The organism is Streptomyces sp. NPDC021012, assembly GCF_044333355.1.
GTDB lineage: Bacteria > Actinomycetota > Actinomycetes > Streptomycetales > Streptomycetaceae > Streptomyces.
Genome location: NZ_JBIRQU010000003.1, coordinates 385,774 through 409,758, shown reverse-complemented (window position 1 = coordinate 409,758; position 23,985 = coordinate 385,774). Strand labels below are relative to the sequence as shown.

General features: G+C 73.1%; 25 protein-coding genes and 1 tRNA gene. 11 read left to right on the top strand and 15 right to left on the bottom strand.

Annotated features, from left to right (window positions below):
* The first annotated feature begins 12 nt into the window (after positions 1 to 12).
* Positions 13 to 987: an acyl-ACP desaturase gene (locus ACH4TP_RS11710; protein ID WP_389230766.1), complete on the top strand. Its 975-nt coding sequence runs from the start codon at positions 13 to 15 to the stop codon at positions 985 to 987.
* A 24-nt stretch (positions 988 to 1,011) separates the two neighbouring features.
* Here ACH4TP_RS11710 and ACH4TP_RS11705 read toward each other — a convergent pair whose 3' ends face one another.
* From ACH4TP_RS11705 to ACH4TP_RS11675, 7 genes are read right to left on the bottom strand one after another with little or no spacing between them, the layout of a single operon-like run.
* Entirely contained in the window at positions 1,012 to 1,263 is a 252-nt protein-coding gene (locus ACH4TP_RS11705; protein ID WP_389230764.1) for a WhiB family transcriptional regulator, read from the bottom strand.
* Between the two features lie 46 nt (positions 1,264 to 1,309).
* Positions 1,310 to 2,392, bottom strand: a complete 1,083-nt coding sequence (locus tag ACH4TP_RS11700) for an LLM class flavin-dependent oxidoreductase (protein ID WP_398192154.1) — start codon at positions 2,390 to 2,392, stop codon at positions 1,310 to 1,312.
* A gap of 4 nt (positions 2,393 to 2,396) precedes the next feature.
* A complete protein-coding gene (locus ACH4TP_RS11695; protein WP_398437262.1) occupies positions 2,397 to 3,260 on the bottom strand; it encodes an ABC transporter substrate-binding protein in 864 nt (287 codons plus the stop codon).
* Positions 3,257 to 4,000, bottom strand: coding sequence for an ABC transporter ATP-binding protein (locus ACH4TP_RS11690; protein WP_398437259.1), 744 nt, complete (start codon positions 3,998 to 4,000; stop codon positions 3,257 to 3,259). Before ACH4TP_RS11690 ends, ACH4TP_RS11695 begins: the two co-directional genes overlap by 4 nt.
* Entirely contained in the window at positions 3,997 to 4,842 is an 846-nt protein-coding gene (locus ACH4TP_RS11685) for an ABC transporter permease (protein ID WP_398192160.1), read from the bottom strand. Before ACH4TP_RS11685 ends, ACH4TP_RS11690 begins: the two co-directional genes overlap by 4 nt.
* Entirely contained in the window at positions 4,839 to 5,852 is a 1,014-nt protein-coding gene (locus tag ACH4TP_RS11680; protein WP_398437257.1) for an ABC transporter substrate-binding protein, read from the bottom strand. Before ACH4TP_RS11680 ends, ACH4TP_RS11685 begins: the two co-directional genes overlap by 4 nt.
* A 45-nt stretch (positions 5,853 to 5,897) precedes the next feature.
* Positions 5,898 to 6,953 carry an ABC transporter substrate-binding protein gene (locus tag ACH4TP_RS11675; RefSeq protein WP_398437255.1) on the bottom strand — a complete coding sequence of 352 codons (1,056 nt, stop codon included), beginning with the start codon at positions 6,951 to 6,953 and terminating at the stop codon, positions 5,898 to 5,900.
* Positions 6,954 to 7,532: 579 nt separating this feature from the next.
* Here ACH4TP_RS11675 and ACH4TP_RS11670 point away from each other — a divergent pair.
* Positions 7,533 to 8,324 carry an IclR family transcriptional regulator gene (locus ACH4TP_RS11670; protein WP_389230743.1) on the top strand — a complete coding sequence of 264 codons (792 nt, stop codon included), beginning with the start codon at positions 7,533 to 7,535 and terminating at the stop codon, positions 8,322 to 8,324.
* A 55-nt stretch (positions 8,325 to 8,379) separates the two neighbouring features.
* Positions 8,380 to 9,066, top strand: coding sequence for a TetR/AcrR family transcriptional regulator (locus tag ACH4TP_RS11665; RefSeq protein WP_398437253.1), 687 nt, complete (start codon positions 8,380 to 8,382; stop codon positions 9,064 to 9,066).
* A gap of 66 nt (positions 9,067 to 9,132) precedes the next feature.
* Here the strand turns inward: ACH4TP_RS11665 and ACH4TP_RS11660 are convergent, their stop codons facing one another.
* Both ACH4TP_RS11660 and ligD read right to left on the bottom strand, forming a co-directional pair.
* Positions 9,133 to 10,035: an alpha/beta hydrolase gene (locus tag ACH4TP_RS11660; protein WP_398437252.1), complete on the bottom strand. Its 903-nt coding sequence runs from the start codon at positions 10,033 to 10,035 to the stop codon at positions 9,133 to 9,135.
* A 110-nt stretch (positions 10,036 to 10,145) separates the two neighbouring features.
* Positions 10,146 to 11,183 carry a non-homologous end-joining DNA ligase gene (ligD, locus tag ACH4TP_RS11655; protein WP_398437250.1) on the bottom strand — a complete coding sequence of 346 codons (1,038 nt, stop codon included), beginning with the start codon at positions 11,181 to 11,183 and terminating at the stop codon, positions 10,146 to 10,148.
* Between the two features lie 52 nt (positions 11,184 to 11,235).
* Here ligD and ACH4TP_RS11650 point away from each other — a divergent pair, with 52 nt between their 5' ends.
* The 3 genes from ACH4TP_RS11650 to ACH4TP_RS11640 all read left to right on the top strand — a co-directional run bounded on the left by ACH4TP_RS11650 (position 11,236) and on the right by ACH4TP_RS11640 (position 15,014).
* Entirely contained in the window at positions 11,236 to 12,294 is a 1,059-nt protein-coding gene (locus ACH4TP_RS11650) for an ATP-dependent DNA ligase (RefSeq protein ID WP_398437248.1), read from the top strand.
* A 367-nt stretch (positions 12,295 to 12,661) separates the two neighbouring features.
* Positions 12,662 to 12,856, top strand: coding sequence for a hypothetical protein (locus ACH4TP_RS11645; protein WP_389231290.1), 195 nt, complete (start codon positions 12,662 to 12,664; stop codon positions 12,854 to 12,856).
* A gap of 64 nt (positions 12,857 to 12,920) precedes the next feature.
* Positions 12,921 to 15,014, top strand: coding sequence for an MDR family MFS transporter (locus tag ACH4TP_RS11640; RefSeq protein WP_398437246.1), 2,094 nt, complete (start codon positions 12,921 to 12,923; stop codon positions 15,012 to 15,014).
* 21 nt (positions 15,015 to 15,035) lie between these two features.
* Here the strand turns inward: ACH4TP_RS11640 and ACH4TP_RS11635 are convergent, their stop codons facing one another.
* Positions 15,036 to 15,473, bottom strand: coding sequence for a YchJ family protein (locus ACH4TP_RS11635; RefSeq protein WP_398437245.1), 438 nt, complete (start codon positions 15,471 to 15,473; stop codon positions 15,036 to 15,038).
* A gap of 116 nt (positions 15,474 to 15,589) precedes the next feature.
* Between ACH4TP_RS11635 and ACH4TP_RS11630 the strand changes: the two genes are divergently transcribed.
* Together ACH4TP_RS11630 and ACH4TP_RS11625 are read left to right on the top strand one after the other, a co-directional pair.
* Positions 15,590 to 16,933, top strand: coding sequence for a 6-phospho-beta-glucosidase (locus ACH4TP_RS11630; protein ID WP_398437244.1), 1,344 nt, complete (start codon positions 15,590 to 15,592; stop codon positions 16,931 to 16,933).
* Between the two features lie 73 nt (positions 16,934 to 17,006).
* Complete coding sequence (locus ACH4TP_RS11625; protein ID WP_398437242.1) at positions 17,007 to 18,896, top strand: M64 family metallopeptidase; 1,890 nt, start codon at positions 17,007 to 17,009, stop codon at positions 18,894 to 18,896.
* 49 nt (positions 18,897 to 18,945) lie between these two features.
* Here ACH4TP_RS11625 and ACH4TP_RS11620 read toward each other — a convergent pair whose 3' ends face one another.
* From ACH4TP_RS11620 to ACH4TP_RS11610, 3 genes are all read right to left on the bottom strand, one after another.
* Positions 18,946 to 19,752 (bottom strand): SAM-dependent methyltransferase, encoded by an 807-nt coding sequence (locus tag ACH4TP_RS11620; RefSeq protein ID WP_389230716.1) that lies wholly within the window; start codon positions 19,750 to 19,752, stop codon positions 18,946 to 18,948.
* Positions 19,753 to 19,825: 73 nt separating this feature from the next.
* The gene (locus ACH4TP_RS11615; RefSeq protein ID WP_015037566.1) at positions 19,826 to 20,062 is read right to left on the bottom strand and encodes a DUF397 domain-containing protein; all 237 of its coding nucleotides are present in this window, start codon (positions 20,060 to 20,062) and stop codon (positions 19,826 to 19,828) included.
* A complete protein-coding gene (locus tag ACH4TP_RS11610) occupies positions 20,063 to 20,938 on the bottom strand; it encodes a helix-turn-helix domain-containing protein (RefSeq protein WP_389230713.1) in 876 nt (291 codons plus the stop codon).
* Positions 20,939 to 21,209: 271 nt separating this feature from the next.
* Here ACH4TP_RS11610 and ACH4TP_RS11605 point away from each other — a divergent pair, with 271 nt between their 5' ends.
* The 3 genes from ACH4TP_RS11605 to ACH4TP_RS11595 are packed head-to-tail and all read left to right on the top strand — an operon-like array spanning position 21,210 to position 22,846.
* Positions 21,210 to 21,641, top strand: coding sequence for an ATP-binding protein (locus ACH4TP_RS11605; protein WP_398437240.1), 432 nt, complete (start codon positions 21,210 to 21,212; stop codon positions 21,639 to 21,641).
* The gene (locus tag ACH4TP_RS11600; protein ID WP_398192179.1) at positions 21,635 to 22,108 is read left to right on the top strand and encodes a hypothetical protein; all 474 of its coding nucleotides are present in this window, start codon (positions 21,635 to 21,637) and stop codon (positions 22,106 to 22,108) included. Before ACH4TP_RS11605 ends, ACH4TP_RS11600 begins: the two co-directional genes overlap by 7 nt.
* Before the next feature lie 27 nt (positions 22,109 to 22,135).
* Positions 22,136 to 22,846, top strand: coding sequence for a class I SAM-dependent methyltransferase (locus ACH4TP_RS11595; protein ID WP_398192181.1), 711 nt, complete (start codon positions 22,136 to 22,138; stop codon positions 22,844 to 22,846).
* Between the two features lie 53 nt (positions 22,847 to 22,899).
* Here ACH4TP_RS11595 and ACH4TP_RS11590 read toward each other — a convergent pair.
* Together ACH4TP_RS11590 and ACH4TP_RS11585 are read right to left on the bottom strand one after the other, a co-directional pair.
* A tRNA-Leu gene (locus ACH4TP_RS11590) sits at positions 22,900 to 22,987 on the bottom strand.
* Between the two features lie 217 nt (positions 22,988 to 23,204).
* Complete coding sequence (locus ACH4TP_RS11585; RefSeq protein ID WP_389230701.1) at positions 23,205 to 23,894, bottom strand: class F sortase; 690 nt, start codon at positions 23,892 to 23,894, stop codon at positions 23,205 to 23,207.
* Between the last annotated feature and the right edge of the window lie 91 nt (positions 23,895 to 23,985).

Below are 23,985 nucleotides of genomic sequence, written 5' to 3'. Positions count from 1 at the left end.
CCAGGAGTCCCCGTGACGCTCACCTCTCCCCCCCTCGGCAGCTCGACAGGGTGGACCGACGCACGGTTGCTCTACGCGCTCGAAGAGGTCGTGGAGAAGGAGCTCAACCGGCACCTGAAGGTCACCAAGGACTGGATGCCGCACGAGTACGTGCCGTGGTCCGACGCCCGGAACTTCCCCGGCTTCTTCGAGGACGGCGAGGCCTGGGAGCCTTCGCAGTCCAAGGTCACCGAGATCGGCAAGATCGCCCTCGTCGTCAACCTGCTCACCGAGGACAACCTCCCGAGCTACCACCACGAGATCGCCAGCCTCTTCGGCCGCGACGGCGCCTGGGGCACCTGGGTGCACCGCTGGACCGCCGAGGAGGGCCGCCACGGCATCGTGATGCGCGACTACCTGCTCGCCTCGCGCGCCGTCGACCCGGACAAGCTGGAGCAGTTCCGGATGGCGCACATGAGCGAGGGCTTCGAGTCCGACAACCGGCACTCGATGCTGCACTCCATCGCGTACGTGGCCTTCCAGGAGCTCGCCACCCGCATCTCGCACCGCAACACCGGCCACCAGTCCGGCGACCCGGTCTGCGACCGGATGCTCGGGCGCATCGCGCTCGACGAGAACCTGCACATGATCTTCTACCGCAACCTGCTGGGCGCGGCCTTCGAGCTCGCCCCCGACCTGACCATGCAGGCCGTGCGGGACGTCGTGGTCAACTTCCGGATGCCCGGACACGGCATGCCGGGCTTCGAACGGGCGGCCGCGCAGATGGCGATCGGCGAGATCTACAACATGCGCATCCACCACGACGACGTCCTGCAGCCCGTCCTGCGCTTCCTCAAGGTCCTCCAGATCGACGGCCTCGGCCCGGACGGCCTGCGTGCCCAGGAGGAGCTGGGGCTCTACATGAACGGCCTGGACAGCGAGGCCAGCAAGTTCGACGAGAAGCTCGCCGCCCGCAAGGCGCGGATGGCCGCGCGCGCGGCCGGCTGAGCCGCGCCCCGGCGGGGACCCGGCTCAGCGGCTCCGCCGCTTGAGCCGGACCCGCTCCTTCTCGGAGAGCCCGCCCCACACCCCGAACCGCTCGTCGTGGGTCAGCGCGTACTCCAGGCACGCCAGGCGTCCCTCGCACGCCCCGCACAGCTGCTTCGCCTCGCGCGTCGACGCTCCGGGGGCCGGGAAGAAGAACTCCGGGCCGGCCTGGGCGCACAGGGCGGTCTCGCGCCAGGAGAGGTCGGGGGCGGTCAGCACGTCGGTATCCGTCTGCATGACCGACAGCCTGCCGAAGCGCCGTAAACACGCCATCAACGTTCGATCAATGGCGTATACCCAGCGCCGGAAGCACCGTCTCGGCCACCCGGTACGCCTCCTCCAGGAGCGGGTTCCCGGACAGGATGAAGGTGTCCACTCCCAGGTCCTGGTACTCCTTGAGCCGCTCCACGACCTGGGCCGTGGAGCCGACGACGGCCGTGCCGGGACCGGGGCGGAAGAGGCTCATGCCGGGCCAGAGGTTCGGGTGGGTCTCCAGTTCGCGTGCCCGGGCGGGCACCTTGCCGCCGTGCTGGCGGAACTGGCGCTGCCAGCCGACGCCGTCCTCGCCCGCGCGGTCGCCGAGCTGCCGTGCGTAGGTCGCCTCGCTTGTGACGTCCAGGAGCCGGTCGGCCGCGGCCCAGGCCTCGTCCTCGGTGTCCCGGACGATCAGGTGGAGCCGCAGGCCGATGCGGAGGGTGCGGCCGTGGGCGGCGGCCCGGGCCCGGACGTGGTCGAGCTTCTCCTTCAGCAGGTGCGGGGGCTCGCCCCAGGTGAGGTAGACGTCGACGTGCTCGGCGGCCATCTCGATGCCGGGCGCCGAGGAACCGCCGAACCAGAGCGGCACGTGCGGCGCCTGGACGGGGCGCAGGTCGCGGAAGGAGGCGCCGGCGTTCCTGAGGTCGTAGAAGCGGCCCTTGTGGTCGAAGACCTCGCCGGCCGTGAGGCGCTTGACGATCGACCAGTACTCGGCGCTCAGTTCGTACCGCTCGTCGTGCTCGACGTGCAGGCCGTACTCCCGCAGGGAGTTCGTCGATCCGTTGACGACGTTGAACCGGAGCCTGCCGCCGAAGAGGTTGTCGAAGCTCAGCGCCATCTTGGCCAGCAGGGTCGGGGAGATCAGGCCCGGGTGGACGGCGAGCAGCGGCTTGAAGCGGGTGCTGGTGGAGGCCGCGAGCGCGGAGCCGAGCGGCCACACGTCGTACAGGTCGGTGGCGAGCAGCGCGCCGGTGAAGCCGAGGCGCTCGACCGTGCCGGCGAGCTGGGTGAGATAGCCGAGGTCGACGGGGCGGCGGCCCTCCGGCTCCCACGGATAGGCGCCTTCGCGCGGGATGACGTACCAGAGGACTTCGGGTGCGGGGTGCGTCATCGGGTCAGGCCTTTCGGGGCAGGGCGTCGGCGACGGTGATCGCGCGGTCGACGAATCCGGTGCGGTGGAAGATGTCGGCGGCCCGCTGCTGCTCGGCGATGAACTCCTCCGTGACCTCCTCGATGGTCCAGGGCAGGGCCTTCAGCGCGGTCTCCCAGTCCTCGACCGTGCCGCCCTGGTCGGCGGCGGCGAGCTCGGCGGCCTCGCGCGGGTGCGCGGCGGCCCACGCGTCGGCCCGCCGCAGCGCCCGGGTGAGCACCTCGACGAGCTCGGGCCGCTGCTCGGCCAGGTCGCGGCGGGTGAAGAAGACGGACCGGTCGCTGATGACCTCGCCGGTACGGATCAGGGTCCGCAGGCCGCCGGTGCGGCGGGCGGCGGCGAGCTCGGCGCCCTGGGCGACCCAGGCGGTGATCTCCCCGGCGCGCAGCTTCGCCTCGCTGTCCCCGTCCGCGCGGACGGGGGTGATGTCGGTGGCGTACGAGAGGCCGGCGTCGTCCAGGGCCTTGGCGACGAGGTGGGTCTGCCAGGAGCCGACGGCGAGGTGGACGGTGCCGCCCTTGAGGTCGGCGACGGCGCGGACCGGGCTGTCCTCGGGGACGAGGAGGGCGCCGTGGTCGGGGCGGGGCGCGGAGACGGCCGTGTAGACGATGTCGTGGCCCGCGGCCTGCGCGGTGACCGGCGGGGTGGAGCCGGTGCCGCCGAAGTCGATGGTGCCCTCGGCGAGGAAGGCACCGGTGCGGACGCCGTCGGTGTACGGGTGCCAGGTCACGGTCTCGCCGAGGGCCGCGAGCTCCTCCTCCGCGTAGCCGAGGCGGGAGAGGTGGTAGAGGGAGGGGTTGCTGCGGTGGACACCGATGACGACGGTCATGCGGAGACTCCTTCGAGAGACGGGACGGTGGTGGACGGTTCCTCGGGGGCGTGGACGCCGAGGTCGGCGAGGAGGCGGCGGCGCAGGGCCACGAAGGCCGGGTCGCCGGGGTCGCGGGGACGGGGCACGGTCACGGCTTCGTCGGTGACGAGCCGCCCGTCGCGCAGGACGGCCACCCGGTCGGCGAGCCGTACGGCCTCGTCGACGTCATGGGTGACGAGCAGGACGGCCGGCCGGTGGATCCGGCGCAGTTCGCCGACCAGGTCCTGCATGCGGAGCCGGGTCAGCGCGTCGAGCGCGGCGAACGGCTCGTCGAGCAGCAGGAGTTCGGGCTCGCGGACCAGGGCCCTGGCCAGGGCCACGCGCTGGGCCTCGCCGCCGGAGAGGGTCGCCGGCCAGGCTTCGGCATGCCGCTCCAGGCCGACCTCGGCGAGCGCCCGCAGGCCGGTCGCCCGGGTCTCCGCGCCGCGCGGCAGCCCGACGGTGACGTTGGCGAGGACCCTCTTGGAGGGGATGAGGCGGGGCTCCTGGAAGACGATGGTGCGGACGGCGGGGACCAGGGCCTCTCCCCCGTCGGCTCCGTCGAGGGCGCCGAGGATGCGCAGCAGGGTGGTCTTGCCGCTGCCGCTGGCGCCGAGGAGGGCGACGAACTCGCCGCGCCCGATGGTGAGGTCGAGGCCGTCGAGGACGGCGCGGTCGCCGAAGACCCGGCGCAGTCCCCGTACGCGTACGGCGGTCATGTGGTCCCTCCCGGTCCGGCGGTGCGCCAGGGCATGAGGATCCGCTCCAGGCCGCGGACGAACACGTCGGCGGTGAGGCCGAGAAGTCCGTAGACGAGGATGCAGACGGCGAGGATGTCGGTGCGGGCGTAGCTCTGGGCCTGGGACATCAGATAGCCGATGCCCTCGGTGGCGTTGATCTCCTCGGCGGCGATCAGCGCGATGACGCTGAGCGTCATGGACAGCCGCAGTCCGGCGAGGAGCGAGGGCAGCGCGCCGGGCAGGACGACCTGGCGGACGATCGCGAGCCGGCCGAGGCCGAAGCTGCGCATGGCCTCGACGAGCTTGCGGTCGGTGTCGCGGACGCCGCCGGTGGTGGAGACGTACATGGGGAAGGTGGTGGCGACGGCGATGAGCAGGATCTTCGCCGTCTCGTTGATCCCGAACCAGACCATGAAGAGGGGGACGAGGGAGAGGAAGGGGATGGTGCGGAGGGTCTGGAGGGAGGAGTCGAGGAGTTCGTCGCCGAGGCGGGTGAAGCCGGTGGTGATGCCGAGGACCAGTCCGGCGGCGAGACCGATGACGAGGCCGAGGCCGGAGCGGGTGAGGGAGGTGGCGAGCGCGTCGGGCAGCTGCCCGTTGCCCCACAACTCCCCTACGGCGTCGAGGACCTGCGGGGGCGAGGCGAGGACGTCGGGGGTCAGGAGGCCGGTGGCGGAGGAGGCCCACCAGAGGGCGAGCAGGGCGACGGGGCCGAGGGCGCGGACGGTGACGACGTAGGTGCGGGGGCGGGCGCGGCGGACGGGTGGGCGCGGGGCGACCAGCCCGTCCGTGCGCTCCCCTTCGCCGGTGGCGGCCGTCATGACAGCTTCTCCACGTCGAGGAGGTGGGCGGCGATGTCGACCTTGCCCGGGGTGACCTTCTGGTCGGCGTAGAACCGGGCCACGGTCTCGAAGCGCTCGATGTCCTCGGGGCCGATGGGGTCGACCGTCCCGCCCTTGGCGGTGAAGGCGATCTGGACGTCCTTGGCCTTGCCGTTCAGGGCGGTGGGGCCGGCGTCGGTGAAGACGTTGAGGTAGGCGGCCGGGTCCTTCTTCTCCTCGGCGCTGTGCTCGTGGAGGTAGGCGTAGAGCGCCTTGACGATCTCGGGGTGGTCCTTGGCGAAGCCCGTACGGACGGCGTTGAGGCTGTAGTTGTCAGAGCTGATGGCGGTGCCGTCGGCGACGAACCGGGCCTTGCCGCTGCCGATCTCGGCGACGGCGTACGTGGACCAGACGGCCCAGGCGTCGACCTGTCCGGCGTTGAAGACGGCGGCGGTCTGGTCGGGGCGCAGATAGACGCGCTCGACCTTGTCGGCGGGGATCCCGGCCTTGGCGAGCGCCTTGAGGAGCAGGTACTCGCCGGTGCCGCCCTTGTTCACGGCGACCTTGCGGCCGACGAGGTCCTGGACGGAGGCGATGTCCGAGCCCTCGCGGACGAGGATGCCCTCGCCGACGGGGTCGGGGTCGGTGGCGGTGAAGAAGGCGAAGCCGGGGCTCTGGGAGAGGGAGGTGATGCCGGAGGTGATGGAGCCGGTCGCGATGTCGAGCTGGTCGGCGTTCATCGCCTGGGCGGCCGGGGCGAAGGGCCCGGCGCTGCCGGTCCAGGCGACCTTGGCGCCGACGGCGGCGAGGGCCTTGTCGAGGCTGCCGTCCTTCTTCCCCCGGGCGAGGACGCCCGCGTTGCCGGGGTCGGGGATGCGGACGGTGACCGTTCCCTCCCCGCTCTTCTTCCCCTTCGCTTCGCCGTCCTCGGCCGTGCCGCCGCAGGCGGTGAGGGTGGTGAGGGCGGCGAGGGCCGCCAGAGCGGCGAGCGGGGTGGTCAGTGGGCGCATGGCGGTCGTCCTCCGGGGATCGAGGGGCGTGCGGGGCGGGTGGTGTTACGGGACGGGCTGCGCGGACGGTCGCGGCGCGGACGGTTCCTGCGCGGGCGCCGCTGGTGCGGCGGCGGTCGCGAGCAGGTGGGCGCGGCGCAGGGGCTCCGGGTCGGCCCAGGCCCGTACGTCCACGGCCTCGGGCAGGAAGCCGTGGGTGCGCAGGGCCTCCTCCTGCCGGGCGAGCAGGTCGAGGCGGGTGCCGGACAGGTCCGGGTGGAGGGTGCGGTGGGTGCCGGGCCGGTAGGCGCCGGCGACGCCCTCGGCGCCCGCCCCGGTCTCGGCGCCGAGGATCCGGGCGACCTCGGCGGGCTCGCCGGCGGCCCAGTCGGCGGCGCGGAGCAGTACGGAGAGGAAGCGGGCGACGAGCTCGGGGTGCGCGTCCAGGAGGTCCTGGTGGACGGTGAGGGGGCGCGGGGTGCCGTTGTTGACGCGGTGCGCGGGGTCGGGCAGGTCGTCCAGCTCGACGGCCACCTCGGCACCGGCGCGCCGCGCCGCCTCGACGGCGAGGGCCCCCTTCACGTAGACGGCGTCGACCTCGCCCCGGCGCAGGGCGTCGAGGCCGGCGGCCCACTGCCCCTGATGACCGTCGGCCGGTACGTCGACGAGGACGGCGTCGTCGAGTCCGTACCCCGCCGAGGCGAGGGCGCCCTCGAAGCCGCGCAGGGCCATCGCCCGCCAGAAGTCGATGGGCACGGAGTGGCGGGGCACGGCGAGCCGGAGTCCGCGCAGGGCGGCGGCCCCGCGCACCGGGGAGCCGGGGGCGACGAGCACCACCTGGCGCTCCTCGATCCAGGTGAGCCCGACGAGCCGGGTCCGCTCGCCGCGCGAACGGGCCCACAGCGCGGGCACGTTGCCGCCCTCGCGGAAGAGCCCGGGCAGGGCGTGGGTGAAGTGGGTGGCGCGGTCGGCGCCGGGGTCGGCGTCCTGGAGCGAGCGGACGGCGATGCCGTCCGGGGCGAACTCCTCGGCCAGCCAGCCCCGGTCGGCGGCGACGCCGGTGGCGGTGGGGACGGGGCAGCGGGTGAACCAGAGCGTGTCGGGAACGCGGGCGTACGTCATGGAGGGCATCCCGGGGTGTGGTGGGTCGGGAGACGGCGGCGGGGCGCGGCCGGAAGCAGAAGGGGCAGGAGAAGGAGGAAGAAGAGGAGGGGAGCAGGAGGAGAGCAGGCCTGCGGACCGGTGGAGGACCGGCGGGCGTGGGCTTACGGCGCCCCCGGCGCATGAGGCGCGTACGGCGCCCTCAGCATGTGAGGTGCGTGTGGTGCCGACGGCGCATGAGGTGCGTGTGGCGCCGACGGCGTGGCGCGAAAGCTGCGGCACGGCGCGTCGGCGGAGGCCCCGGGTCAGCGACAGCCGGTGCCGGTGACGCGCGCCAGGTCGATGTGGCGGCGCCGGGTGAGGGCGAGCGGTATGTGTCGTGCGTTCATCGCCTGCCGGCTCCTTCCGGGTCGCTGCCGCTGGGCTGTCCTGGCCGGAACCTTGCCACGGCCGCTCCGCCGTCCACAACTCGGCTCCCACGATGTGGGATTGCGTATGAACGGAGTGTTTCCGACCCCGCCCGCGGCCCGATTCGGCTCCCGCCATGTGGGAGCGTGGGAGCCCGATCACCCACGGGGAGCGAACCCTATGACGACCCCTATGACGACCGAGGCCGGCATCGTGCGACCCCCGGCGGGCGCCCAGGCGGTCCGCCGCGCACTGGACGTGCTGCACTGTTTCCACGACAACGGGCCCGACCTGAGCGCCTCCGACCTCGCGCGCAGGCTCGGCCTCTCCACCTCGACGGCGCACCGGCTCGCCCGCACCCTGCTCGGCGCGGGATTCCTGGAGCAGGACGCCCGGACCGCGCGCTACCGGCTCGGTCCGGCGATGACGGAGCTGGGCCGTCTCTCGTACCACCAGCGGGGGCTGCACCTGGCGGCTCCCGAGCTGTCCGATCTGGCCGAACGGACCGGCGCGACGGCCGACCTGGCGCTGCGCAGCGGCCCGCACGCGGTGATCGTGGCGGGCGGGTCGGTGACCCCGAAGGTGGGCCTGCGCCGGCCGCTGCACTCGACGGCGCTCGGGAAGGTGCTGCTCGCGTGGCCCCGGGCGGGCGAGGCGGGCCCGCGCTCGCTGCCCCCGCTGTACGCGTTCACCGAGCGGACCATCGTCGAACCTCCCGCCCTTGCGGCCGAGTTGGCGCGCGTACGGGAGGCGGGGTACGCGCTGAACGACGGCGAGTCGGCCCTCGGGGTGCGGACCGTGGCCGTACCGGTCCTGGAGCGCACGGGGTGCGCGCGGTTCGCGCTCGCGGTTCGCGCGACCCCGGAGCTGATCACCGACGCGCGGCTCGACTGGTACCTGGCTCAGGCGCGGGCCTGCGCGCGGGCCCTGGAGGTGCTGCTGCTCGCCCCGTCGGAGCGGCGGGACCCGGAGCGGGCGGGGTAGCCCCCGGGGCGGCGCCGAGATGTCCGCACGGTCGTGCGTTCAGTACGATGGGGTCATGAGCGGCAGCACCGGAAGCGGCACCGGGACCAGGACCGACGGGCGCGTCGAGCGGGGCAACCAGACCCGGCGCCTCGTCCTCGGCCGGACGATGGACATCGCCTCGGTCGAGGGGCTCGAAGGGCTCTCCCTGGGACGGATCGCGACCGAGCTGGAGCTGAGCAAGAGCGGTGTCTTCGCCCTCTTCGGCTCCAAGGAGGAGCTCCAGCTCGCCACCGTCAGGGCCGCCGTCGCCGTCTTCGCCGAGCGCGTCGTCGCCCCGCTGAAGGACCTGCCGCCGGGCACCCGACGGGTGCGCGAGCTGTGCCGGAACTGGCTCGCGTACTCCGCGGAACGGGTCTTCGCCGGCGGCTGCTTCTTCTACGCGGTCTCGGCCGAGTTCGACGCCCGCACGGGTCCGGTCCACGACGCCGTCGCCGGGACCCGCCGGGACTGGACGGCCTACGTGGAGGGGGCCCTGACGGAGGCGCGCGCCGTCGGGGAGTTCGCCGAGGACCTGGACGTGGAGCAGCTGGCCTTCGAGGTGATCGCCCTCATGGAGGCGGCCAACGCGCGCTCCGTGCTGTTCGGCGACCCGGGGGCGTACGCCCGCGCCGAGCGCGGCATCACGGCCCGGCTGCTCTCCTCGGCCACGGACAGGGGCCGGGCGGCGCTCACCGCAGAAGCCCGAACCGACGAAGCCTGAGCCGGGAAGGACCCGGCCGGCCTCGCACCACCCGGCCGGCCTCGCACCACCCCGGCCGGTCGACGGTCACGACGCCGTCGAGCCGACCCCCTCGCGCGCACCGGCCGTCGGCTCCGGAACGGAACCGGCGGTCATGAACTCCACCGCCTCGGCCACGACGTCGGGATCCCTGAGGATGCGGCGGTGGCCGAGGCCCCGGGTGACGACGAGCCTGGCCCGCTCGCCGTGGGCCCGGGCGAGGAACCGCCCCTGCTCCGGGGGCACCGTGTCGTCGCCCTCGTCGTGGAACAGCAGGACGGGCGCGCCGAGTTCGTCCGGGGCGTGGTCGGCGCCGAAGCGGTCCCAGACGCCGGGCTCGCCGGGGGCGAGGTGCCGCTCGACGTACGCGCGCATGGCTCGCATCACCCGGTCGTCCAGGCCCAGTCCGGCCTGGAAGCCCTTCAGGAGCATGTCGAAGGAACCGACGCCGCCGAGGCCCACGAAGCGGGCCGTGCGGACTCCGTCGCGGAGGGCGAAGAGCGAGGCGAGGACGCCGAAGGAGTGGGCGACGACGGCCTCGAAGTCGCCGTGCCGGGCGTGCAACTCCCGGATGATCTCCCGGTATTCGACGATGTTGGCGGCTCTGCCCGAGGACTCGCCGTGGCCGGGCGCGTCGAAGGCGACGGGGCTGTACCCGCGCGCGAGGAGCTCCTCGGCGAAGGCGCCGAGCCGTGAGCCGCGGGAGGACCAGCCGTGGACGAGGAGGACGGGCCGCCGCCCGTCGCCCCAGGCATAGGTGACGACCTCCTCGCCCCGGACGCGGAGGGTCCCGGTGCGGGCGGCGGCGAGGAGCGCCTGCTCCCCCGGCTTCGCCTTCGCCCTGCCGAGGGGGCGGACGAAGAGGTGGAAGGCCCAGCGGCCGGCCGGGCCGGGGGCGACGCGCGCGGTGGCGTTCAGGGCGGTGCGGATGAGCGGAGCCATCGGGTACATGCCGGATCTCCTCGGTCGTCCTGGATGGGAAAAATGCTAGCACGACCGTTCGTATTGTTTTAGAGTGGGCGACGAGGGCCGGGAAGCCCACCCGGAGGCGTCCCCGGCCCTCACTCCTCCGTGGCCCCCCCGGGCTCCCCCTTCGCCCGGCTCGGCTGCACCCGCTTCGGCTCGCCCGGCATCTTCGGGTACTCCGGCGGGTAGGGCAGGTCGCCCAGGCCGCGTTCCGCCTCGTCCCGCCGGGCCAGTTCGAGCAGGGACTCCAGACCGAACCGCTCGTCGTCCATGTCCGCGTGGACGTCGCCGACCTCCGCGTACCGGACCGGCATCGTCCTGATGTCGAAGTCCCGCGGCACGGCCTCGTCGATCTCCTCCCAGCGCAGCGGCGCCGAGACGGGGGCGTGCGGGCGGGGGCGTACGGAGTAGGCGGAGGCGATCGTGCGGTCCCGGGCCGCCTGGTTGTAGTCGACGAAGATCCGCTCCCCGCGCTCCTCCTTCCACCACCTCGTCGTGACCCGCTCCGGCATCCGCCGCTCCAGCTCACGCCCGCAGGCGATCGCCGCCCGCCTGACCTGCGTGAACGTCCATGCGGGCGCGATCGGCACGAAGACGTGGAGGCCCCGGCCCCCCGAGGTCTTCGGCCAGCCGCGCAGCCCGTGCTCGTCGAGGACCGCGCGCAGTTCGTGGGCGGCGCGGACGGCGTCGGCGTAGTCCGTGCCCGGCTGCGGGTCGAGGTCGATGCGGAGCTCGTCGGGATGGTCGGTGTCGTCCCGGCGCACCGGCCAGGGATGGAAGGTGACGGCGCCGAGGTTGGCCGCCCAGAGCACGGCCGCCGGCTCGGTGGGGCACAGCTCGTCCGCCGAGCGGCCGCTGGGGAAGGCGACGCGGGCCGTCGGGATCCAGTCGGGCAGGTACTTCGGGGCGTGCTTCTGGAAGAAGGACCCGCCGGCCACCCCGTCGGGGTAGCGCTCCAGGGTGGTGGGGCGGTTCCGCAGGGCGCGGGTGATGCCGTCGCCCACGGCCAGGTAGTACCGGACCAGGTCCATCTTGGTGTAGCCGGGCTCGGGGAAGTACACCTTGTCCGGGTGGGAGACCCGCACGGTCCGGCCGCCGACCTCGATCTCCACCGCTGCCGCCCTGCCTGCCATGCCGGCCAGCCTAGGCCTCGCCCACGACTCCCGCATACCGGACAATCACCCCATGGACCTTCCGGTGATGCCGCCCGTGAAACCGATGCTCGCCAAGTCCGTGAAGCACATCCCGCCCGGGATGCAGTACGAGGCGAAGTGGGACGGCTTCCGCGCGATCGTGCACCGGGACGGGCCGGAGCTCGTCATCGGCAGCCGTACGGGGAAGCCGCTCACCCGGTACTTCCCCGAGCTGGTCGAGGCGCTCGCGGCGCGGCTGCCGGAGCGGTGCGTCGTCGACGGGGAGATCGTGATCGAGCACGACGGGCGGCTCGACTTCGACCGGCTCGCCGAGCGGATCCACCCGGCGGACTCCCGGGTGCGGCTGCTCGCGGAGACCAGCCCGGCCCGGTTCGTCGCCTTCGACCTGCTCGCCCTCGGGGACGACTCCCTGCTCGACACCCCGCTGAGCGGGCGCCGGGAGGCCCTGGAGCGGGTCCTCGACGGCGTGGAGGCGCCGGTCCACCTGGCGTCGGCGACGCGGGACCCCGAGCTCGCCGCCCGCTGGTTCGAGCGGTACGAGGGCGCCGGGCTCGACGGGGTGGTGGCCAAGCCGCTCGACCTGCCGTACCGGCCGGACGCCCGCCTGATGTACAAGATCAAGCACGAGCGGACGGCCGACGTCGTCGTGGCCGGATACCGCTTCCACAAGAGCGGGCGGGTCGTCGGCTCGCTGCTGCTCGGCCTGTACGACGACGGGGGCGTCCTCCAGCACGTCGGCGTGTGCGCGGCCTTCACCGCCGCCCGCCGCGCCGAGCTCGTCGAGGAGCTGGAGCCGCTCCGGACGGACCCCTCGGACGGGCACCCGTGGGCGGCATGGACGGACGAGGCCGCGCACGAGGAGGCCAGGCTGCCGGGCGCGCCGAGCCGCTGGTCGGGCGGGAAGGACCTGTCGTGGGTGGCGCTGCGGCCGGAACGGGTCTGCGAGGTCGGCTACGACCACATGGAGGGGGACCGCTTCCGGCACACCGCCCAGTTCAAGCGGTGGCGCCCGGACCGGACGCCGGAGTCCTGCGGCTACGGGCAGCTGGACGAGCCCGTCTCGTACGACCTGGCCGAGGTCCTCGCGTAGGCGTCCCTCCCGGAGAGCCGTCGGGCCGCAACGTGATATGCCACACACCCGGCATCCCCGAGCCGTCCGCGCCCGCCCGGACCTCCGGGCGGCGCGCAAGGGCGGGGGACATATGCGACGGCCGCCGCCCGGCCCCGTACCTGCGTAAACATCCGGCCACCGGTCGCCCGGTCCGGCCCGCCCGCCCCTCCGCCGTCCCGCGCCGCCGTTGCCGGAGCGCGACAGAGCCGTGCCGGAACCCGTACCGCGATCCGGTACGTATGGAGAGGAGACCCTTCCCCATCCTTCCCGGACCGACTAGGACTGACCCGTGATCACCTCGCCCTCGCGCCTCGTTCCCGTCCCGATCCCCGACAGCGTGGCCGCGATGATCGGCGCCTGTCTGCCGCTCCACGTCCTCCAGGCCGAGGTCGACGCGGACTGCGCGGCGCGCGAGGTGTACAGCTTCCGGGGGCCGCTCTGCGCGGAGGACCGGGCGGACCGCGAGCACGCCCTCGCCGCCCTCGCGCGGGCCAACAAGATCCTCGCCAAGCACCACCCCCAGCTGCCCGTCACGCCCTGACGGAGTACACCCGTCCGGCCGTCCCCCACATGCGCGGGGGCGGTGACGGTGTGACGCTGCGAACGTGACCACGACCAGCGACGCAGCGCCCGCGCCCCCGGCCGCCACCGAGCCACCCGTGCTCGACAGCCGCCGCCGCAACATCGTCTTCGGCACGATCATGCTGGGCGTCCTCCTCGCCGCCCTCGACCAGACGATCGTCGGCACCGCCCTGCCCACGATCGTCTCGGACCTCGGCGGGGCCGCCCACATGTCGTGGGTGGTCACCTCGTACCTGCTCGCCGAGACCGTCGCGACCGTCCTCGTCGGCAAGTTCGGCGATCTCTTCGGCCGCAAGGTGATCTTCCAGATCTCCGCGGTCGTCTTCATCACCGGCTCGTTCCTCTGCGGTCTCGCCACCAACATGACGCTGCTGATCGTCTGGCGCGGCCTCCAGGGCATCGGCGCCGGCGGTCTGATGGTCACCTCGATGGCGCTCATCGCCGATGTGATCCCGCTGCGCGAACGCGGCAAGTACCAGGGCGCGATCGGGGCCGTGTTCGGCGTCTCGACGGTCATCGGGCCGCTCCTCGGCGGCCTGTTCACCGACCACGCCAGCTGGCGCTGGGCGTTCTACGTGAACGTGCCGATCGCGATCCTGGTCGTCATCGCCGCCGCCCGGACGATCCCCTCGGTGCGCTCGGCGAGCCGGCCGGTCATCGACTACCTGGGCATCGCGCTGGTCGCGATCGGCTCCAGCGCCCTGATCCTGGCGACCAGCTGGGGCGGCAACGAGTACGCCTGGGGCTCCGGCGTCATCATCGGGCTCTTCGTGGGCGGCATCGTCGCCCTGGGCCTGTTCTGCTGGGTGGAGACCCGGGCGGCCGAACCCATGCTGCCCATGCGGCTCTTCCGGAACCCGGTCTTCACCGTCTGCTCGGTGCTCAGCTTCGTCGTCGGCTTCGCCATGCTCGGCGCGATGACCTTCCTGCCGACCTATCTGCAGTACGTCGACGGGGAGTCGGCGACCATGTCCGGCATCCGCACCCTCCCCATGGTCGTCGGCCTGCTGATCGCCTCCATCTTCAGCGGCAACGTCGTCAGCAAGACCGGCCACTACCGGGTCTTCCCCATCGTCGGCTGCCTGGTGATGGGCGTCGGCCTCTTCCTGCTCTCGCTCATGGGGCCGGACACCGGCACCGGCCTGGAGTCGCTGTACATGTTCGTCCTCGGCGTCGGCATCGGCCTGTGCATGCAGGTCCTGACCATCGCCGTGCAGAACACCGTCGACTACGCCGACCTCGGCACCGCCACCTCCGGCGTCACCTTCTTCCGCACCCTCGGCAGCTCCTTCGGCACGGCCGTCTTCGGCACGATCTACGCCAACTCCCTCAAGCCCAACCTCACCGCGGGCATCGGCGAGGCCGCCGCCGTCGCCGGGAGCCTCGGGGTGAACCCGGCCGTGGTCGCGAAGGCCGCGCAGAGCCCGGCCGGACTCCACAAGCTGCCCCCGCGGATCGCCGAGCCGATCGTCCAGGCGTACGCGGACACCCTCCAGACCGTCTTCCTCTGGACGGTGCCGGTCGCGGCCGTAGGCTTCGTCGTCGCCCTCTTCCTCAAGCAGGTGGAGCTGCGCGACTCGGCCCGCTCCGCCGCCCCCGACATGGGCGAGGGCTTCGGCTCCCCCACCATGTCCGGCGACTCGGAGAAGCTCCTCGAACTCTCCGTCGGCCGGATCCTGCGGCGCCAGGACATGGACACCGCCCGCCGGATCGTCGTCGGCTCCGACACCCGGCTCGACTTCGCCGGGGCCTGGGCGGTCATGCAGGTCGAGCTCTACACCCGGACCGTCGGACACGCCAGCCTGGGCCTGATCTCGGCCGGCCGGAGGGTGCCGCCGGAGGTGCTCCTGCCGGTCTTCGACCGGATGGTCGACGAGGGCTTCCTGACCCGGGACGGCAATCTGCTCTCCCACACCCCGGCCGGCAAGCGCGAGGCGGAGGTCATCACCCGCGCCTGGGGCGACTGGCTGGCCGACCGGGTCGAGCAGGAGCGCGGCCGCCCCAGCGGGCCCGAGCTGCGGAGGGCGACGGACGCCATCGCCAAGAAGATCGTCGCCGAGGACCTCGCGCACGGGATCCCGAGGGAACGGGTGACGGCGGGCGTGGGCGCCCGCTGAGCCCCGCCGCTCGCCTTCGCCCTACTCGGCGAAGTCGCCGTCCACGTACACCCACGCGCCCTCGTGGCGGGCGAACCGGCTCCGCTCGTGCAGGGCGCCGGGCTCGCCGCCGTGGACGTAACGGGCCGTGAAGGTGACGGTGCCGTGCTGGTGGAAGGCGGTGCCCTCGCCGGTCTCCTCGATCTCCAGGCCCGCCCAGCGCATCCCCGGGTCGAAGTCGACCTCGCCCGGCCGCGTCTCCGGCGCCCAGGTGCGCAGCAGATACGCCTCGTCGCGGACGACGAAGGCGCTGTAGCGGGAGCGCATGAGGAGCTCGGCGGTCGGCGCCGTGCCGCCGCCCGAGTGGAAGCGGCCGCAGCACGCGCCGTACACGGCGTCGAGACCGCAGGGGCAGGGCGAGGTCGCGGTCACGGCGGGGGCGGCCGGGGACGTGCGGGGGCGGGTCTTGCGTCGGGACATGACGCCATTGTCCCCCACCCCTCGCGGGGGACGGACGCCCGGGACGTGGACGCCGGCGTGGACGGCGTCCCGGAATCCCCCCTGCTCAGAGGGCCCGTCCGAGTAGCGTACGAAGCATGAAACTGACGATTCTCGGAGGCGGCGGATTCCGGGTGCCGCTGGTGTACGGCGCTCTCCTCGGCGACCACGCCGAGGGGCGGGTCACCCACGTCACCCTGTACGACCTCGACGAGGGGCGGCTCTCGGCCATCGCGCGGGTCCTCGCGGACCAGGCGGAGGGGGTGCCGGACGCGCCGGCGGTGACGGCGACGACGGAGCTGGACGAGGCGCTGCGCGGGGCGGACTTCGTGTTCTCCGCGATCCGGGTGGGAGGCCTGGAGGGCAGGGCGGCCGACGAGCGGATCGCGCTCGACGAGGGCGTGCTCGGCCAGGAGACGGTGGGCGCGGGCGGCATCGCGTACGGGCTGCGGACCGTGCCCGTGGCCGTGCGGATCGCCCGGAGGATCGCCGAACTCGCCCCCGACGCCTGGGTCATCAACTTCACCAACCCGGCCGGCCTGGTCACCGAGGCCATGTCCCGGGTGCTCGGCGACCGGGTCATCGGCATCTGCGACTCCCCCGTGGGCCTCGGCCGCCGGGTCGCCCGCGTCCTGGGCGCGAACCCGGACGAGGCCTGGATCGACTACGTGGGCCTCAACCACCTGGGCTGGCTGCGCGGGCTGCGGGTCGGCGGACAGGACGTGCTGCCGCGGCTGCTCGCCGACGAGGAGAAGCTCGGCTCCTTCGAGGAGGGCCGGCTCTTCGGCCCGGACTGGCTGCGCTCGCTCGGCGCGGTCCCCAACGAGTACCTGCACTACTACTACTTCAACCGGGAGGCGGTCCACGCCTACCGGACGGCCGAGCGGACGCGCGGAGCCTATCTGCGCGACCAGCAGGGCGCCTTCTACCAGGAGATGGGCAAGCCCGACACGCCCGCGCTCGACGCCTGGCACCGTACGCTCGCCGACCGGGAGGCCACGTACATGGCCGCCAACCGGGAGGCCGCCGGGATCGGGGAGCGCGACGAGGAGGACCTGGAGTCGGGCGGCTACGAGAAGGTGGCGCTGGCGCTCATGCGGGCGATCGCCCGGGACGAGCGGACCACGCTGATCCTCAACGTGCGCAACGGCTCGACGCTGTCCGTGCTCGACGCGGACGCGGTGATCGAGGTGCCGTGCTTCGTGGACGCGAACGGTGCCCACCCGGTGTCGGTGGCCCCGCTGCCGTACCACGCCGTCGGACTGGTGACGGCGGTGAAGGCCGTGGAGCGCGAGGTCCTCGCCGCCGTGGAGAGCGGCTCGCGGGCGACGGCCGTCAAGGCCTTCGCGCTGCACCCGCTGGTGGACTCGGTGGCGGTGGCCCGCCGTCTGGTGGAGGGCTACACGGCGGAGCACCCGGGCCTTGCCTGGCTGCGAAGCTGAGATGGCCGGTCGGCGAACGGACGGCTGACGAACACCTTTACGCGGTCGGGGGCGCGGCCTAGGCTCGCGCCCCATGACCTCACAGCGCAAGGGAGTTCGGCGTGCCGTGGCCCGGCTCGCCGCGGCCTGCCTGCTGGCCGCCGGCCTGGTGGGAACCACGCGGGCGGCGGCCGAGACACCCCTGCCCGGCGAGGGGCCGACCGTCGTCCCCGTACAGACCACCGGGCCCGCCGACAAGCGGTTCAACCTGGTGTTCATGGGCGACGGCTACACCGCGGCGGAGATGCCGGCGTTCCGGGCGGACCTGGAGCGGCACCTGAACACCCTGTGGAGCATCGAGCCCTTCGCCTCGTACCGCTCGTACGTCAACGTGTGGGCGGTGGAGGTCCCTTCGGCGGAGTCCGGCGTGGACTGCGACCCGGGGCTCGGCGCCCCGGCCCGGGACACGGCGCTCGACATGGGCTTCTGGGGCGGCTGCGATCCGGACAGCGTGCAGCGGCTGCTCACCGTCGACAGCCGGAAGGCCGCCGCGCTCGCCGACCTCGTCCCCGGCACGAGCCGCGCCAACCGCCAGATCGTCGCCCTCGCCCACAGCTCCACCTACGGCGGCGCGGGCGGGAGTTACGCCACGGCCTCCGGCGGCAACGCGCTGTCCTCGCTCATCACCCCGCACGAGATAGGGCATTCGCTCGGCGGGCTCCAGGACGAGTACGACTACTACGCGCGCGGGGTCCCGGGCGAGGCGTACGAAGGGCCCGAGCCGTCCTCCGTCCACCACACGCTCCTGACGGAGGAGCAGATGCGGGAGCAGCGGGCCAAGTGGTGGCGCTGGCTCGGCGAGCCCAGCGAGTCCGGCGGGGTCATCGGCCGCCACGAGGGCGGCATGTACAGCACGAAGGGCGTCTGGCGCCCGAGCCGCCACTCCCTCATGAAGACCCTCGGCTACGCCTTCGACCAGGTGGAGCGCGAGGTGATGGTCCGGGCGATCTCGGCCAAGGTGAACCTGGTCCAGGACCACACCCCGGACGCGGCGCCGATCGGGGCGGACCGCACGGTGTGGGTGGACACCCTGCACCCGGTGGGCGGCGCGCTCGCCGTGACCTGGAAGCTGGACGGGCGGACCCTCGACACCGGGGGCGCCCGCACGCTCGACCTGCGGAGGCTGCGGCTCTCCCCCGGCACGCACGCCCTGACCGCCACGGTCACCGACCCGACGCCCTTCGTCCGCGACCCGGCGGTCCGCGCCTCGGCGGCGCTCACCCGGACGGTGAGCTGGACGGTCGACCCCGCGCTGACCACCGTACGGGCCCCGGGGGCTCCCGGCTTCACCGGGCACACCCCCACCGGCGCCCCCGTCGGCGCCCGGAGCGTCGTCCACGCGGACACCACCCACGCGGTGGACGGCACCCCCGCCGTGCGCTGGCGCCTGGACGGGCGGCCGGTCTCCCCGTACGGCCGCAACGACCTTGATCTGGACCTGCGTTCGCTGGAGATCGCGCCGGGGACCCACACCCTCACGGCCCGACTCGCGGGCACGGACGAGGAGTTGAGCTGGACGGTGGACGCCCGTCCAGCCACCGCCGCGTACGAGCTGTCCGAGCCGCTGCGGACGGTACGGCGCCCCGGGCGCCCGGTGGAGTACGTCTACGACGGCGCGTTCACGATGCGGCTGACCGCGCGGGACGACCAGGAGGGCGCCGTGGTCAGCCAGTTCCGGGTCGACGGCGACGGCTGGTACACGTACTACGGCTGGCCGACGGACGCCGGCGCGCCGTTCCTCTTCTCGCCGGGCGGCACGGTCGTCGACGACCTCGTGTACGGGAAGCTGGGCCGGAGCCGTGCGGTGCCGTGGGACGACGCGAGCCCGGACTACGGCACGCACACCGTCGAGTACCGGACGGTCGACGCGGCCGGCAACGTCGGCCGGGCACGGAGCTTCCTGGTGACGCTGGTGGAGCGGTAGCAGCACGAAGGGGGCCCGTCGGCGGGCCCCCTTCTCGTACGGCTCGGGGTCAGGGCTTGCGGGCGACCGCGGCCCATCCCGGGATGGGGTCGTCGCCCGGGACCGGGACGGGCTCGCCCAGTTCCGGATGCCAGTCGGCGGTGAGCGAGACCCCGGGCTCCACGAACTCGAGCCCGTCGAAGAACGCGGCCAGCTCGTCGCGCGAGCGGGGCCGCAGGGTCAGCCCGCGCGCCTTGTACATGGCGGCCGCCTTCGCCGCTCCCTCGGGGTCGAAGTCCCCGGTGACGTGGGAGAGGACGAGGTAGCTGCCCGGCGCGAGCTTGTCGACGATCTTGGAGACCAGTTCGTACGCCCCGTCCTCGTCGCCCACGAAGTGCAGCAGGGCGAGCATCGACAGGGCGATGGGCTGGTCGAAATCAAGGACCTTTCCGGCCCTTTCGAGGATGATCTCGGGTTCGCGGGCGTCCGCCTGGATGTACTCGGTGGCCCCTTCCGGGGTCGAGCGCAGCAGGGCGGCCGCGTGCGCGAGCACGATCGGGTCGTTGTCGCAGTAGACGATGCGGGACTCCGGCGCGGCCTCCTGCGCGATCTGGTGCAGGTTGGGCTCGGTCGGGATGCCCGTGCCGACGTCCAGGTACTGCCGGACGCCGTGGGCGCTGAGCCAGCGGATGGCGCGGTGCATGAAGGCCCGGTTGACGCGGGCCATGTCCCGGCCCCGGGCGTCGACGGTGAGCAGCTGACGTGCCATCGCCTCGTCGACCGGGTAGTTGTCCTTGCCGCCCAGGAACCAGTCGTACATGCGCGCGGGATGCGGCTTGCTGGTGTCGATCCTCACGGATGCGGGGTCCTGGGTCATCGGCTCTCCTGGTCGGGTCGAACGGGTGGCACTGAAACAAGAGTTACGCGATGGTAGGGGTGGGACGGAAGGTTCAGGTGAGCAGGAAATCAGCCTGACCGGATTTGGCGCCCTGGATGAAAGCGGCGATCTCCCCGTGGGTGTAGATGAGCGCTGGTCCTTCAGGGTCTGCGGACTGTCGCACGGCGACCCTGCCGTCGGCCAGTTTCATGGCCTCCACGCAGTTGCCCCCGTTCCCGCCGCTCCAGGGCTTGTGCCAACCCTCGGCACCGAGCTCCGCGGCGGGCATGCCGTTGTATATGCGATCCATTCACAGCTCCTTGCGGAGATCCCGGAGGATCTCCTTCGTGCGTTGTGCAGTCGCGGCCTGCGCCGCCATGCGGTCCATGACCTCCAGGTGGGACGCCACCTCGGGACGCGCGTCGAGATAGACGGCGCCGGTCAGGTACTCGCTGTAGACCATGTCCGGGAGTTCGGGCATGGCGAAGCGGAAGAGGACGAACGGTCCGTAGGTGCCGGGATGGTGGCCGGACGCGAACTCCGCGATCTGCAGGGTGACGTTCGGCAGCTCGGACGCTTCGAGCAACCGGTCGAGCTGGTCGCGCATCACTTCGGGCCCGTCACCGACCGGTCGGCGGAACACCGTCTCGTCCATGATCACCCAGAACTTCGGAGCGTCGTCCCTGGTCAGCAGGGACTGGCGCTCCATCCGCAGGGCTACATGGCGCTCGGCGTCCTCGTCTCTGCCGGCATCGCTGCCGCCACCGACCGCCCCGCTGCGCAGAATGGCGCGGGCGTACGCCTCGGTCTGGAGGAGACCGGGGACGAACTGGGGTTCGTACGCCCGGATGAGGCTCGCGGCCCCCTCCAGGCTGACGTACATGGAGAACCAGCCGGGCAGCACGTCGTGGAACCGCTGCCACCAGCCGGGGAGGTTGGCCTCCTCCGCGAGGGCGACGAAGCCCTCCGCCTCGGAGTCCGTGATCCCGTACTCCTTCAACAGGAGCTGCACGTACGGAATCTTCAGCGCGACCTCGGCGGTCTCCATCCGCCGGACGGTGGCCGGGGCCACCCGCAGGATCTTCGCCGCCTCTTCCCGCTTCATGCCGGCCCGCTCGCGCAGGTCCTGCAGACGCTTTCCGAGGACGACCTGTCCCACCGTCGGGGCGGACCGCGGCTCGCTCACTCTCAGACCTCCCCGACGCGCTGTTTCGATGAGTGTGCCACGAAGCGGGTCCAGAGAGAACACAGCACTCTGCAATTTTCAGAGTGCCACTTGCCAAGTGTCCGACGCAGGAGGACAGTGTTCCGGTGAACCAGTACACGCTGCCGCCGTGCGCCACCGCGCCACGGCGACAGCGCCGTACGGCAGTCCTGCCCACTGTTGTGAGGAACCGGTCGTGGCTTCTGGTAACGCGCAGCCCTCAGGTCTCATGAGCCCTGCAGCCCCTCGGGTCATGGCCCAGCGCCCACAGCCGCACACCGATCCCGTCCGCCGCTTCGCCTTCGAGCTCCCGGCCCTGACCTCCTCGGTCGCCCGCGCCCGCCGGCTCGCGGAGGAACGCCTCATCATCTGGGGCTGCGACCCCGGGATACGCGACACGGTCGCCCTCGTCGTCTCCGAGCTCGTCACCAACGCCGTCGTGCACACCGCCAGCGACCGCGTCGTCTGCGAGCTCCGCGAGGGCGAGGAGACCCTCCGCATAGCCGTACGGGACGAGGGCGGGCCCGCCGGACCACGGATACGCGACTGCGGCGAGGAGGAACGCGGCCGCGGACTCCTCATCGTCGACGCGCTCTGCACCGCCTGGGGCGCCGACCGCACCGGCCACGGCACGGCACAGGTCGTCTGGGCGGAACTCGCCCACGGCATGGGGGACCCGTGCTGAGGTCGATCCGCGTCATCCCGCGCGCCCTCAGGTCTCCCGAAGCCTCCGTACCGGCCCCGCGACGCTCACCGGACTCCCCCCGCTTCCAGGCCCTTCCACGCGAGCTCGGCGCCACCCGCCTCGCCGTCCCCGTCGGACTCCACACCGGCCTCGGCTGCGACGCCGTCGGCGTCCCCGCCCGCTTCGGCTTCAAGATCCTCTCGCGCCTCCCCGCCAAGGGCTGCGTCTACGCCGACTCCGACTGGTGGTGGTGGCTCGTCCCCGCCGGCTCCGACCACGACCTCACCTGGCCGCTGCCCGCCTGCTACGCCCCCGGCGCCGAGATCCCGGACCGCGGCCCGCGCCTCATCCACCACCCCGACGGCACCTCCCCGTACACCCCGCCGATCCCCCTCTACCTCCTCGTCTGCCAGCTCACGGGCATCGCCCCGTCCTGGCCGGCACCACCGGTGGGAAGCTCGCTCTGACGGGCCCGAGGGCCCTAGGCTCGGTGCATGTTCACCCCGCAGGGTCCCAGCCTCCGCGAGCTGACGAGTCAGGCCCTCTCCTCGGTCGAGCACGGCTACGACCTGCTCGCGGCCAAGTTCGACGCGACCCCCTTCCGCACCTCCGACCGCCTCCTGGGCGCGGTCACCCGCACCCTGGAGGCCCTCGGCCCCTTCGACTCGGGCCTCGACGTCTGCTGCGGCACCGGCGCCGGACTCGGCGTCCTCCGCTCGGTCTGCGCGGGTCGGGTCACGGGCGTCGACTTCAGTACGGGCATGCTGGCCCAGGCCCGGTACGCCCACCCGACCGCCACCCTGGTCCGCGCCGACGCCCTGGCTCTCCCCTTCGCCCCGGTCTTCGACCTGGCGGTCAGCTTCGGCGCCTTCGGCCACTTCCTCCCGGACGCCCAGCGCACCCTCTTCACCCAGGTCCACGCCTCCCTCCGCCCCGGCGGCACCTTCGCCTTCCCCCTCCCGGCCCCGCCCCCGGTCGGCTCCCGCCTCTACTGGACCCTGTGGGGCTTCGACGCCGCCATGCGCCTCAGGAACGCCGTCTGGCGCCCGCCCTTCGTCATGTACTACCGCACCTTCCGCCTCGCGGACGTCCGCACCCGGCTGGAAGAGGCGGGCTTCCACGTCTCCCTCGTCCCGGTCGACGCCTTGGGCCGCCGGGAGGACGGCAGCCCGCGCTGCAGGCTGGTGGTGGCGCGGAAGGCGTGAGGAACGGGGAAACGCGAAGTGCCGGTCGATACGAGATCGACCGGCACTTCGTGTGGTGTCCGAGGGGGGACTTGAACCCCCACGCCCGATAAAGGGCACTAGCACCTCAAGCTAGCGCGTCTGCCATTCCGCCACCCGGACCAGGTGATTGTCGTTTCGGGGTTTTCCCCGCGGCGACAGAGATAACTCTACCAGGGGTTCGAGGCGCCTTTCACCAGCGTTTCCCATGGTCAGTGGGGTGACCCCCGGGTGGGAGCCCGGCGCCCCCCGACGCCGGCTCCGTCGGAGCCACCTTGACGACCGGGGTGCGGTCCAGGCCAATGGCCCGGGGGGAGTCCGTCAGGTCGGCGGGGGCGGATCAGCGGACCTCGACCAGACGCGCCGAGACCACCACGTTGGCCGCGTAGCCGTTCTCCTCCGTGAAGGTGCCGCCGCAGGTGATCAGGCGCAGCTCGGGGAAGCCGGAGTCGCCGTAGATCCGGGCGGCGGGGAAGCCCTCCTTGGGGACGACCTCGACCCCGTACACGGCGAAGACGGCGGTCCGGCCGTCCCGGCGGGCGATCTCGACGCGGTGTCCCTTGCCGAGGGCGCCCAGGTCGTAGAAGACGGCCCGGCCGTTCGGGGTGTCGACATGGCCGACGACGACGGCGGTGCCGCGTTCGCCGGGGGTGACCGCGCCGGTGAACCAGCCCGCGAGCCGGTCGTCCTCGGGCGGCGGGGCCTCGATCCAGCCCTCGGCGTCGAGTCCGACCCCGGTGACGGGCGCGTCGATGCGGACGGCGGGGACGCGGACCCGGACCGGGGGCGAGGCGGGCAGCGGGGCGGGTACGGAGACGGGGGCGAAGGCGAGAGCCCCGGCCCGCGTCCCGTCGGGCGCGGCCGCGGCGAGGGGCTGCGGCGGGCCGCCGGCCGGGAGCTCCCCCGCGCCGCCGCGCACGAGGTGCACCCCGATGAGGAGGACGACGGCGATGACGCCCCAGGCGCCGCGCCGTCCGGTGCCGTCCGGGCGCGCTCCCGGATCCTCCGCCGTGCCGTCCGCAGGCCCCACGTCCACCCTCCTCGCGTACTGGCGCCCCTCCGCCCCGGACCTCGTCACACCGGGGCGGAGGGGCCGTCTCAGGCCCCCGTGGTCCCGGCCG